We start from the raw sequence: 11,232 nt of genomic DNA, 5'->3' as shown, positions 1-11,232 counted from the left end.
TTCTCGAGCCAACCACGATGCCGTGGGGAAACACGTCCACCCTGTTCCGCGATCCTGATGGCAACCTCGTGAATCTATTCTCGCGCCCGACCTCCGAAGACCTGTCTGCGATGTGAATCGTTGCCGTCGGTCCCAAGCCCCCTCTGGTGGTTGGCGACGCTTCAACATCACGCACACCCGCTGAAAAATCCCGCGGTGGCTGAGGCGACGTCCTCGACCGGGATAGGGGTTACTCCTGGGTGCTGAAGTGCACCGGAGTCGACGTAGGAGACGATGTTACGAGCTGGCCCGACCAATCGCTACTGGTAGCGGTTGGGAGTACCCGGTTACCGCCTATGTTGTCAGTTTGGGGTGTAGCTCAGGGTGGCGAGCTATCTCTGGAGCTGGACTGGTGAGGGGCCGCTTTCCTAGAAGATGAATTCCTCTTGGTGTAGTCGCCGGCCGGGGAGTCCGGCCTCTGTGAGTGCTGTTCTGACGGCTGCAGCGAATTTGGGGGAGGCGCAGATATAGACGTCGCGGGTTGTCAGGTCTGGAACCATGTGCGTGAGGTTTCGGGCTGTCATAGCGTTCGCCGGGTCCGCGGACCGTCCCACAAGGAAGATGAGGTGGGCATTGCGATGCCAGGCAATTTGTTGGAGTTCTTCTCTAAACAGCACTTCTTCGGCGGATGAGGCCCGGTACAGCAGCGTTATGCGCCCGGCAGTTGGAGGCAATGTTTCGAAGAGCGCCCGCATTGGTGTGATCCCGATTCCGCCGGCGATAAGCAGGACCCCATGTGCCTGCCTCCGGGCAGCGGTCATGGCTCCATAAGGGCCTGCTGCGATAACCCGGGTGCCGGGCCTGAGGGAATGAATGAGTTGGGTGCCGTCGCCGATCGCTTTGACAGTTATACGCAGAAACTCGCTGTGGGGAGGTGCCGAGAGCGAAAAAGGATGGGATGAAAGCCAGGTGGTTCTGCTCAGGAATCTGAAGCGAAAGAATTGACCGGGTTGAGCATTCAGTTCGTCGAGGTGCCGACCGCGAAGGATGATGCTCGCGACTCCCTTTCCTTCAGTGCGGATGTGGTCGATCCGTAGCTGGTGGCGCCAGGCGAGCAGAATCGGCGCCAGGACACGGTACCGCAGCACCAGACCAAAGCTGGCCGTGTAGAGCAGGCTCCAGAAGACCTGGGCCAGGCGATGGCCGGCGAGATCGGGACCGGCCAGCTCATGTGCGAAAGACAAAGCGACGGCCAGATAAGTGAGCAAGTGGAGCGCGTGCCAGGTTTCGTATCTCACTTTCCGGCGCATACTACGGGCGGATATGACGCCGATGAGTACGAAAATGAGGGTGGCAGCCGTCGCCGCGATAAGCCCGGGCATTCGCATCACTTCGACAAAGGCAGACCATAGGCCCATTCCCTGCCGCACGGCCCAGGCAACGGTCGCGGTACCACCGTGGGTCAGCATGAGGAAGACAATCGCTCGTCCGCCAGTTGCGTGCCAGCGCGCCAACCGGTCCGCGCCGACGCCTCGTTCCAAAGCAGGGGCCCGGGACATCAGGGCCAGCATTACTGTCACCCCGTAACCGGCCAGCATCCCCGTGAGGTGTGCTATCAACGGCACGCCCACGCTCAGAGGCTGAGGCGCAGCTACTATGGCAAGCCCTGACGCGGCCACAGCACCGCCCCAGATGAGCGTGAGAGCGGTGGCCGGAGAAACCATGAGCTGGCGACTGTCCATCACCGGCGTCCCCTTGCGTGTATCCCCCGCCGGTCTGCGCTACCCAAGGGTGGTGTTTGTTGCGGCACAGTCACCGTGGTGTTCGTGGCCACTGCGGCGGAAGATGCAGGCGCGGCCACGGGTGAGACCAATGGTCCGTTCAATCCCAAAACAACCCCGCCAAGAACTATCCCAACGGCGAGGAGCACCGACAAGCTCCTGGGGACAGTCCGCCAATAAGTGGATGAATCGGTATCCCCGGACAGGGGTTGGTTCATGAGTGGGGCTGCGGTTTGCACACTTCCTCCGTAGCTAGAAGATCGGGTCGTATAGTTGACCCACTTTCCCGTCCTCGGCTATGGATGCACTGTTTTGAAGCTGTCCGGTGACTATGCGCTGGGAAGGTTCGGTTCGGCATACGGGCGTCGGTGAGCCTTCCGCGAGGGTCGCGCGGCGAGCATTCGATTAACTGGCCCCTTGGGCTACCTCGCGTAACCGGGGGACCACACGCCACTTCAGTCACAGGGACGGCACAGCATCAGGACAGGGCGGCAAAAGGAAGACGTCGCAGGATGGTCTTACGACCTCGAGCATGTCGGGGTAACGACGCACTAGGAGCACGATCATGAACCAGGTCAGAAAAATCGCTGCCGGCACGGCCCTGCTCGGTGCCATCATCGGAGGAGGGGCCCTGACGGCGGCAGCCTTGCCCGCCAACGCTGCCACGACAACTGCCTCGCCCACCAGCAGCACGACGCCGAACAGCCAAACCCACGGAAACGAAACCGCTCTGACCGGCGACACGGCCGACAAGGTAAAAGCCGCGGTACTGGCCGCCAACTCCGGCGCCACCGTCGACGAGATGACCACAGAAGACGACGGGAGCGCCGCCTACGAAGCACACATCACCAAGTCCGACGGAACCCACGCCACCGTCAAACTCGACGCCAACTACGCGATCACCGCCACCGAATCAGGCGGACACGGCGGGCATGGACGCCACGGCAACAGCAACGAACCCACCCTGACCGGTGACACGGCCGACAAGGTCAAGGCCGCCGTCCTGGCCGCCAACTCCGGTGCCACCGTGGACGAGATGACCACAGAAGATGACGGGAGCGCCGCCTACGAAGCACACATCACCAAGTCCGACGGAACCCGCGCCACGGTCAAACTCGACGCCAACTACGCGATCACCGCCACCGAAACAGGCGGACATGGCCACTGACACAACATGAGAGTGCGGGCAGGGATCGATAGACCCTGCCCGCATGTCCTGTTCACCACCAACCCATCGACGTATGGCTGGCATGAGCGGGCATTTAGGAGACGGGAAACGCCCAACCAAAGCGCTCGTTGGCCGCCAGGCAATTCCATTCCTGTGTTACAGACCGCACGTCGCCCGAGGCGCCCTTGGGCCTGGTCCCTGCAGCGACCTGACCATTCCGCGCCGACCCATATGTCCCACGTTTGGATGTGCTCCCCATGACGGGTGAGAAAACGCAGATAGTGGGGATTTCGTCAACCTGCTCAACCCAACGATTCGTGCGAACAAAGCACGTGGATGAGTCGCTCTCGAGCCTGGTCCCGGCAGCACCCTGATCACTGCGCCCTAGCCCCGGCTTTTCATGAGGCGGCGTTCCTGGGCGCGTCTTAAACAGGGGAAGGGTGCTCTGAGCTGGGAAAATAGTGGTTGTCGAAGCTGTTATTTCGCCGAGCGAAGGAGCACCCTTCCGGTGTTTATCCTGATGCCGGGATTATGCCGATACTTCTGCGTCGCCGCAGGTCGGGGCGGGTCAGGCCCGCGATAGCTCGGCATAATCCGCGGGCGGGTTCATGCTGGTCTTTCCAATTCTGGAAAGGACCAAGATCATGATCGATCCGTCACGGGTTCACGTTGCAGGGCCTCTGGCCGCTAACCGGGACGATGTTGTGGCCGGGATGCTCCAACTGGGCTACGCGAAGAGCACTGTGGTTGGATCTGCTGATGATGGCCCGCTTGTCCGGCTGGATGGCCAGAATGAGCATCGGGGCGGAGGACCTGACTTGGGGTGTGCTGAGAGAATATTGCGCCTCTCACGGTTTGTCAGGTCCGCGCGGGCCTTTTCCCGGTGCCCGCCTTCTCGATGTGAATCTGTTCGTGCTCGCGAAAACGTCCCAGTGGTCAACGAAATCAATGAGCTCAGCAACGTCGTCCCTGGGCGTTTTCTTTGGCTGGATGTTTCTCACCGGCAGGCTTGACCGTGATCTGACCGTGGGTATCTTCAGTGCCCGGAAGCGCCCGCAGCCCGCCGTTTTCCCTCAGCCGACAGGCTCCCTTACGCCTGTCAGTGGCCCCCCGTCGTGGCGTTTGTTCGTCCTCCGTCGGCTGTCAGCGAGACTGTGACCGGCTGGCCACCGGCAACAGTGATGTGGGTGACGGTACTTCCACCGGGTGTCAGAACCGCGGCTACGGGTACGGCGAAGCTGCTGGGGTCTCGCCCGATGGTCTGTGCGGGTTGCCCCGAGGGCGTGCTCACTCCCTGAATGCGCAGGTCGTAGGCGTTGCCGGGGCCGTCGTTATGAATGGTCACTTCCCAGGTGGTCCTGCCGGCGCCGGCAGATCTCTTGACCAAGGAGGCTGTCAGCCGGGCGGCGGCGGGCGGGGTGCCCTCGTCGACTTCCAGGACGAGGGTGTCCCATCCGGGGCCCTTTCCAGCTGCCGTCGGAGCGCCATGGGTGAAGGTGATGCGGTTCTCGCCGGCCACGAGTAGCTCCCCGGGAAATGACAGGACGGCCGTGCGGGGGAAACCGCTGCGGTCGGCCTGCCTGGCAATCGTGGAGTCGTTGTTGTTGGGGAGGGCGCCGGAGATGGCGGAGCTGTTGCCGTTGACTGCCACGGCCGGGGCGCCTCCTTGCTGCATTGCAGTGGCGACGGTGAGGTACGCAGTGCCTGTGTAGGGGCGGTCCAGGGTGAACTGGACGGTCCAGGTGCCCCTGTTGGTTTGGGCGTAGTACCAGTCGGTCGGCTCCCAGCTCTCGCCGATGGTGAAGGTGAGGTCCGCTGGAATTACGGAGGGCTTCTGGTACCCCCGCGGCCGGGCCGTGACCGGCGATTTGGTGGCCAGTGCGTACTCGCCGGCAGTCCGGTCGGAGCGGCCGAGCTGCCATAGGAAGGTGCCGTGCGTGGTAGGGGTCCACATGATTTCGCCGAGGTCCTGGGAGCGGCCCGAGACGACCAGGCCTGACCGGCGGTAGAGGTCGGTCACTGACCCTGCCGCGGGCTGGATGTACAGGACATATGTTCCCGGCGTTGCGGTGCCCGGCTTCCACGCCTGCGGGATGCCGGGGAGCCGGAAGCGTCCTTCGGCGTCAGTGGTGGCGAAGTAGGTCGCTTCGGCGATTGGGAAGACGCTCTCGCTGTCCTGGGTGGAGAGGATGACATGGAAGTTCGTAGCCGGGCGCCCGTCCGTCAGCCGGACGCGGCCGGTGACAGTGGTGCGGTCAGCCGGGGCCGGGTAAAGGGGGTCGGTTACCCAAGGGGCGCCTTCTCTGTGTTCTTTGATCTCGGCCTGGGCCGTCCGCGCGGCTTGTGCGACCAGCGCACCGGGCTCTGCGGGGTCGCCGACAGTGAAGAAGGTAAGCCAGGGTCCATACAGGCGGCGGTAGCCTGCCGGGACCTGATAGCCGGGCTCGCCGTAGTGGTTGCGGGCGAAGTAGTTAAGGATGAGGGCGTCCTGGTGGATCGCGAGGTCTTGATGTTGGGGTCCGGCGCCATAGTAGGCGCAGAGTGTGTCACCGGTGACGCCACCCAGCGGGGTGAACCAGGCACCGAACCCGTGGCCGAAGTGCCCGAACATCGGGTTCTCGTGGTGGTAGAGGCTCCAGTCGTATTTGCTGTAAACCGAGCCCGCGGGCAGGTTGCCGGAGTTGCTGTCCGGGCTGGGAAGGTCCGGGTTGTTGGCCCCGTCAATCCGCCAGGTCTCGTCCTGAAGACTCTCTTGTGTGGCCAGATATGCGTATGTCGGCTGCTGCCCTGCCCCCCGTTCCCAGTTGTAGGAGTGGTCGAGAAGGCCGCGGTCCCACCTCGTATTCATCCGGACCTCGCTGAGGACGGTGTCGGCCACGGCGGTCATGATGTTGTAGCCGTAAATACCGCGGCGGCCGGACCTCATGACCAGATGGTGCTCGTGGCGCAGGGGAGTGCTGGTGGTATCGACGAATGCCACCTCGACCAGTCCCGCTTCGACGCGGACGACATCAACCCTCGAGCACACCAGGCGTGTCTTTCCCCCGCCTGCGTCGACGTAGAAGGAGTGCTGGCGGTCAGGATCGCGTGGATTGACGCCGTTGAGGTTATGCGCCAGCTCTGTACCGGCGACGACAATTGACGTTGCGGTGATGGACACGTCCTGCCAGCCGGTGACCATTCCGGCGTCGTCCCGCCCGAACGTGGCACGCACAAGCCCATTGTCGAGAACGAGTTCTGACGCTTCGCCTGGAAACGCATAGCTTCCGACTCTCGCCGGTTCGCCGTTGATCAGGACCTTGACGCCTTGTCCCGATTCGGCGACCGCGGCACCGCTGCCAACGTGCCCAGCCAAGACGGTACCGAGAGCAGCACCTCCGAACCCCTGAAGGGCGGTCCTGCGGGAGATACCCTGTGCCTGCTTAGGCTGCAACTGATCTGAGTTCATACGTTCGCTCCTCGTTGAATGGAGTGGCCCACCGGGAAGTATTTCCTGGGGGAGGGAAGTGTTCGGAACCAGTCCTTTAGCTCTCGAGGTCCTGAAGGGACTTGCCCTTCGTGTCCGGGGTCAGGAGAGTAGCCAGCGCGGCGACAAGGCAGATACCGAATGTGGTGAGCCCGATGACAAGGGGAACGTTGTCCGTTCCTGGAGGGGCGACTGCAGTGAAGATGCTGGGGAAAAATGACGCGATCATGAGGCCGACGTTTTGTGACACCGCAAACCCTGTGACCCGGATCCGCATGGGGAACTGCTCCTGGAAGAACGTGGCGAATGTAGAGTTCCACATTTGAAAGAAGATGCCTTGCACTATGACGACGCATATGAAGACCAGTACCAGGCTTCTTTGGTCTACAGCCCAGAGGTATCCTCCTGAAAGAGCACCCCCAGCGATCCCGCCCGCTACCATGAGCGTCCGGCGACCGATCCTGTCGGACAGCGCACCGAACACCGGGATCGTCACTACGGCAGCGATATTGGCCACGAGTGTTACCCAGAGGAATTCGCTGCTGGAGAAGCCGATGCCGTAGCCCTTTTGGGTCGCGTAGGAAACCCCGAAGATGAGGGTTGCCATGCCGATCACATTCGTGAACGTCATGATGACGCAGCGGGCCAAGACCCATGGACGCGTGCGCAAGATCTCAATGAGGGGGAACCGGCGTGCCGGGGCGCCCGTCTCGGAATTCGCCAGGTATGCCGGCGGTTCCTGCACCCGGCGGCGGATGATGTATCCAGCCAGGATGACGATAGCGCTGAGTAGGAAAGGAACACGCCAGCCCCAGGCGCTGAACTGATCGTTGGGAAGAAGAGCAGCGAGAGGAAGCAGAACAGCAGTGGCCAGGATCGAGCCGACCTGGGTGCCCTGAAGGCTGAAGCTGGCAAAGAAGCCGCGTTTGGCATCGGGGGAGTGTTCGACGATCATCGCGCTGGCACCCCCCAGCTCGCCGGCAACCGCGAAACCCTGAATCAGCCGGAGGATGACGAGCAGAACCGGTGCGAGGATGCCGATCTGCCCGTACGTGGGCAAGAGTCCGACGGCGAAGGTAGCGAAGCCCATCAGCAACATCGCGAATACAAGTACGTGCTTGCGGCCGTGCCGGTCACCGTAGGCTCCCAAAACGATCGCGCCGACCGGACGGCTGACATAACCCACGGCATAGGTGGCGAGTGAAGCAATGATCCCGACGGTCGGATTCTCCGACGGAAAGAAGGTCGCGGGGAAGATGAGCGTCGCGGCCAGCGAGTACAGCGCGAAATCGTAGTATTCAAGCGCGCCGCCGATCCAGCCGCTCATTGCAGCCTTCTTCGGATCTTTCTGGCTCACACTGTTTTCAAGGGCGGGGCGGGCATCCCCGGAGGTTGTGCGCATTCTATAAATTCCTTCGTCATCATTGGCAAGGAACCGAAATTCTCATTTCGGAGGGCTTCAGTCGGGAGCGGCAAGGGTTGGCAAGCGCTTTCCGATGAATCGTTTCATTAGATTATGGGGTGAGGGCCGTCACGTCAACCGCTCGCTGCGGATGCCTTGCAGGGACGGCCACGAGTCAAGAACATCAGGGGCCGCCGGTGGACGGGCGGGTGGCAGGCGTCCAGTTCAGGCCGTAAAAGTCGATGAAGACAGCGTCACGCGCTCAATGGGATTACGTGGCTTTGTTTCCGTGCGACTACCGCAAAACTGCCTGCCTTGCGCACGATCCAGACCACCACGTCCGTTCTGTCTGTGATTGTGTGAAAGGGCTTCAGCGTTGGGTACTCGGTGCTATCGCCGGTAATAACTGCCTGGTCGAAGGTGGCCTCGAGGGTCTTCTCCGGCATGGTGCTCACGACGCCGGGGGCGACGAGTTCAGCGACGCACAGGGTGTCCGGGCAGGCCGGGTCCTTGACGCCGGTGGAGGCCTACAGCGGCCGCTGGGGGAGCGCGCCGGCTTCGGCCAGCAGTGCCCAGCGCTCGGTGGCGAAGAGCTCTTCGTAGACCTGGTAGGCGAGGCGGGCGTTGGCAATTCCGGCCATTCCCTTGAGCGATAGTACCTGCAGGGTACCGATGCCGTCGAGGCGCTTGTCGATCTCGGCGTCCACGCGGGATACGAAGAACGAGGCGAGGGCGTGGATCTTCGCGAGATCGTGGCCGTTCCTTGGCCTGCTCCAGGCCGGTCTGGAAGGCGTTGATGATGGCGCGGTACCGCTCGACGAGAAGATCAGGGTCACGTTGACGCTGATGCCCCGGTGAGGGTAGCGGTGATCGCCTCCAGGCCTTCGAGGGTGGCCGGGATCTTGATGAGGACGTTGTCCTTGTCCACCTTCTTGTAGAGGTTCTTGGCTTCGGCGATGGTGCCGGCCGTGTGCCAGGCAGGCGGGGGTCAACTTCGATGGACACGCGCCCGTCGACACCGTTGGAGCTGCTGCCACCGGGGCGAACAGGTCGCATGCGTCGGCGACGTCGGTGCTGATCGCGAAGATGGTGTCCTCGACGCTGGCGCCGGCCGCTGCATGTTTGCGATGGTGGCGTCGTAGTCGGTGCCGGCCGTGATGGCGCCTGGAAGATGGACGGGTTGGTGGTCACACCGACCACGTTTTTCTCTTCGATGAGCTTGGCCCGGACGCCGGTATCCAGGCGTCCGCGGGAGAGGCCATCGAGCCAGATGGAAACTCCGGCGTCGGAGAGCCGCTGGGTGGGCGTGGTCGAATCAAAGCTCCTGGAGATCTGTAGGGACTGGATTTACAGCAGCCTCCGAATCAGCTTCGTTGCAGGCGCCGCTTGTCATGGGCGTGGGCGGTTGTCGGTTTTTGCCGGGAACCTGCGGCTGGCCGCAAGAGGTGGCAGGTGCTGGCGCTGAGTCCCGCAGAGCTGCGGGACTCAGCGCCAGCCATCCTTGGATACCTTGCCGCTAGCTGTCTGCGTCGTGGTCTGTCTGCAGGATGTGTACCAGTGAATCCAGTGCTTCATCGGCATTTGTTCCTTCGGCCCGAAGCACGACGGTAGTGCCGTGGGTTGCCCCCAATCCCATGAGCGAGAGCACGCCGGAGGCGTCCACGGCTTCGCTCGCGGGGGTCCCTTCGAGGGCGACGGTCACTTCGAGGGGAATGTTGCCGGCTGCTTCGGCGAAGATCGCGGCGGGGCGGGCATGTAGGCCTACCCGGCTTGCAACGGTGGTGGTGCGTTCTGTCATCTGATGGTCCTTTGCTGTGTCGCTGGGGTGTTAGGCCGCGAGTGCCTTAACACTCCTTCCTGGGCGAGGGGGGTAGTTCCCGACGGTTTAGGAAGCAGTGTTTCTGGCCATTTCCTTATGGGCTGTTTCTTTGGCGGCCGCCTTTTGTGCAGCTTCAGCTGCCTTTTCCCCGGCAATCCAGGCGTCGCGCTTCGCGCCGGGGATCCAGCCGGTATTGACGACTTTGAGTTGGAAAATGATGGCGGATGTTACTAGCGCCACGGCGATCAGGATGGTCAGGAAAACTCCGACGGTGGCTCCGCCCCGGAGGCTGAGGCCGATGAGGGTGCCAAACCAGCCGAAGTCGGCGTCACCGAATGTGCTGTTGGAAAGGCCGAACTGGCCAAGTACCAGGAGGAGGACGGCGGGGAGGATAGTGATGACGACACCGTTGACGAAGCCTCCAAGGGCAGCGCCGCGGCGGCCGCCTGTGGCATTGCCGTAGACACCCGCGCCGCCGCCGGTGAAGAAGTGCGGCACCATTCCCGGGAGGATGAGCGCCAGGCCGAAGACCGGGTTCAGCCATAGCGCCAAGAGGCCCAGGGCGAGGAGTCCTCCGGCGAATGAGCTCAGGAACCCGATCAGCACGGCATTGGCGCCGAAGGGGAACACGATGGGGATATCCAGGGCGGGTTTGGCGCCTGGAACGACTTTTTCCGCAATCCCCTGGAAGGCGGGGACGAGTTCGCCGAGAACGGTGCGGACACCGTAGAGAATGATGGCCACCCCGACTCCGAACTGGAGGGCCTGGGCGAAGCCGGCCATGACGAAATCGCCGGCGTCGGTGGCTTCGAAGATTGCCAGTGCCTTCTGCAGGGGCAGGGCGATGAGGCCCCAAACGGTGAAGACCATGTAGATAAGGACCATTGAGAGGGAGGTGGCGACCATGGAGTCGCGAAGAAATTTCAGTCCCTGCGGGAACTCGATGTCTTCGGCCGATTTGCTGCGGCGCCCCGCGGCCTGGCCCGTTGTGGCTGCGGCGATGTAGCCGAGTGAACCGAAGTGGCCGATGGCGATCGCGTCGTTTCCGGTGATTTTCTTCGTCCAGGGGTGGAGGAAGGCGGGCATGACCACCATGATGACTCCGAGGAGGACAGCACCGATCAGGACGACGAGCCACCCCAGGTTTTCCCCAAATCCCACGGAGAGGACAACGGTGATCATGGTGGCCATGAACACCATGTGGTGCCCGGTCAGGAACACGTACTTAAGTGGGGTGAACCGTGCCAGGACCAGCATGATCACGAAGCCGAGGGTCAGTACGTAGGCGCTTTGGGCCCCGAACTGGTCTTGGGCCATCGCCGTGATGACCTCGTTGGTGGGGATAACGCCTTGGGCGCCGGTCACTGCGAGGATGAGCTTGCCGAGCGGGTCAAGGGAGCCGACGACGACGGTGGCGCCTGCGCCGAGGATCAGAAAGCCGACGGCTGCCTTCAATGCCCCTCCGATGACTTGTCCTGCGTTGCGGCGAAGGGCCAACAGGCCAACGGCGGTGATGATGCCGATGAGGTAGGCGGGCACATTCAGGATTTGTTGACCGATGAAATTGAGGATGACTGCGAGCCAGTCCATGACGGTGCTCCTTTCCGGGTTTAGGTA

The 11,232-nt window shown here is 62.5% G+C and carries 9 protein-coding genes and 1 pseudogene; 2 read left to right on the top strand and 8 right to left on the bottom strand.

The window, feature by feature from the left end; all coding sequences use genetic code 11:
* Window positions 1-116 (top strand): VOC family protein (locus ACFRAU_RS07955; protein WP_377999465.1); only part of this gene is annotated, 116 nt, incomplete at its 5' end.
* Between the two features lie 291 nt (window positions 117-407).
* On the opposite strand, the gene ACFRAU_RS07950 is transcribed toward ACFRAU_RS07955, so the two are convergent.
* Complete coding sequence (locus tag ACFRAU_RS07950) at window positions 408-1,721, bottom strand: ferric reductase-like transmembrane domain-containing protein (RefSeq protein WP_377999464.1); 1,314 nt, start codon at window positions 1,719-1,721, stop codon at window positions 408-410.
* A 604-nt stretch (window positions 1,722-2,325) separates the two neighbouring features.
* Between ACFRAU_RS07950 and ACFRAU_RS07945 the strand changes: the two genes are divergently transcribed.
* Window positions 2,326-2,928, top strand: coding sequence for a PepSY domain-containing protein (locus ACFRAU_RS07945; protein ID WP_377999461.1), 603 nt, complete (start codon window positions 2,326-2,328; stop codon window positions 2,926-2,928).
* A 1,099-nt stretch (window positions 2,929-4,027) separates the two neighbouring features.
* On the opposite strand, the gene ACFRAU_RS07940 is transcribed toward ACFRAU_RS07945, so the two are convergent.
* From ACFRAU_RS07940 to ACFRAU_RS07910, 7 genes and pseudogenes are all read right to left on the bottom strand, one after another.
* Window positions 4,028-6,376 (bottom strand): polysaccharide lyase family protein, encoded by a 2,349-nt coding sequence (locus ACFRAU_RS07940; RefSeq protein WP_377999460.1) that lies wholly within the window; start codon window positions 6,374-6,376, stop codon window positions 4,028-4,030.
* Between the two features lie 76 nt (window positions 6,377-6,452).
* A complete protein-coding gene (locus tag ACFRAU_RS07935; RefSeq protein WP_377999459.1) occupies window positions 6,453-7,796 on the bottom strand; it encodes an MFS transporter in 1,344 nt (447 codons plus the stop codon).
* Window positions 7,797-8,323: 527 nt separating this feature from the next.
* Window positions 8,324-8,632: a transaldolase family protein gene (locus ACFRAU_RS07930; protein WP_377999458.1), complete on the bottom strand. Its 309-nt coding sequence runs from the start codon at window positions 8,630-8,632 to the stop codon at window positions 8,324-8,326.
* Complete coding sequence (locus ACFRAU_RS07925) at window positions 8,629-8,724, bottom strand: hypothetical protein (RefSeq protein WP_377999457.1); 96 nt, start codon at window positions 8,722-8,724, stop codon at window positions 8,629-8,631. The genes ACFRAU_RS07930 and ACFRAU_RS07925 overlap by 4 nt, the downstream gene beginning before the upstream one ends.
* Window positions 8,725-8,834: 110 nt before the next feature.
* Window positions 8,835-9,038: pseudogene (locus ACFRAU_RS07920) on the bottom strand (hypothetical protein); the annotation flags it as partial.
* A gap of 274 nt (window positions 9,039-9,312) precedes the next feature.
* Window positions 9,313-9,594, bottom strand: coding sequence for an HPr family phosphocarrier protein (locus ACFRAU_RS07915; protein WP_377999456.1), 282 nt, complete (start codon window positions 9,592-9,594; stop codon window positions 9,313-9,315).
* A gap of 87 nt (window positions 9,595-9,681) precedes the next feature.
* A complete protein-coding gene (locus ACFRAU_RS07910; RefSeq protein ID WP_377999455.1) occupies window positions 9,682-11,205 on the bottom strand; it encodes a PTS ascorbate transporter subunit IIC in 1,524 nt (507 codons plus the stop codon).
* Window positions 11,206-11,232: the final 27 nt, after the last annotated feature.

Source organism: Arthrobacter sp. NPDC056691, from assembly GCF_042791415.1.
Lineage (GTDB): Bacteria > Actinomycetota > Actinomycetes > Actinomycetales > Micrococcaceae > Arthrobacter.
The sequence above is the reverse complement of the archived record's forward strand: the minus strand, read 5'-3'. Positions and strand labels throughout refer to the sequence as shown.

Bases quoted from the DNA above. Each gene is read 5' to 3' on its own strand.
- ACFRAU_RS07910 (WP_377999455.1), bottom strand. From the start codon at position 11,205: ATGGACTGGCTCGCAGTCATCCTCAATTTCATCGGTCAACAAATCCTG.
- ACFRAU_RS07945 (WP_377999461.1), top strand. From the start codon at position 2,326: ATGAACCAGGTCAGAAAAATCGCTGCCGGCACGGCCCTGCTCGGTGCC.
- ACFRAU_RS07915 (WP_377999456.1), bottom strand. From the start codon at position 9,594: ATGACAGAACGCACCACCACCGTTGCAAGCCGGGTAGGCCTACATGCC.
- ACFRAU_RS07950 (WP_377999464.1), bottom strand. From the start codon at position 1,721: ATGGACAGTCGCCAGCTCATGGTTTCTCCGGCCACCGCTCTCACGCTC.
- ACFRAU_RS07935 (WP_377999459.1), bottom strand. From the start codon at position 7,796: ATGCGCACAACCTCCGGGGATGCCCGCCCCGCCCTTGAAAACAGTGTG.
- ACFRAU_RS07940 (WP_377999460.1), bottom strand. From the start codon at position 6,376: ATGAACTCAGATCAGTTGCAGCCTAAGCAGGCACAGGGTATCTCCCGC.